Annotated in this window: 1 protein-coding gene; it reads right to left on the bottom strand. The window is 67.0% G+C overall.

Features of this window, described 5'->3' with window-relative positions; all coding sequences use genetic code 11:
- Positions 1-66 precede the first annotated feature (66 nt).
- Positions 67-261: hypothetical protein (locus P8629_RS12150; protein ID WP_442908709.1), on the bottom strand; the 195-nt coding region annotated here is incomplete at its 5' end.

Here is a 261-nt window from a genome sequence, read left to right as displayed (position 1 = left end):
CAGGATGCGGGGCGAACGGGTAGCGGTCAGCGCAGCGTGCTGCGCCGTAGCCTCAATGACCGCGGGCTACCTGGGCATGTCGCCGACGACGTCGGCAGGCATTTCCGTAGTGGGTGAAACGACCGGATCCTCAGCTGCCAGCATGTCCATGGCCGACAGCAGTGCATCGCCTTCGATAGGCCCCTGCAGCAGGATCGCCTGGCTGGTCTGGCGATCGTGTAGTCGCAGGGATGGCGTCGCGGTCACGCCGCCCTGGGTGGC

The sequence above is a fragment of the Hydrogenovibrio sp. 3SP14C1 genome, from assembly GCF_029625905.1.
GTDB lineage: Bacteria > Pseudomonadota > Gammaproteobacteria > Thiomicrospirales > Thiomicrospiraceae > Hydrogenovibrio.
This window is presented reverse-complemented; position numbering and strand designations above follow the sequence as displayed.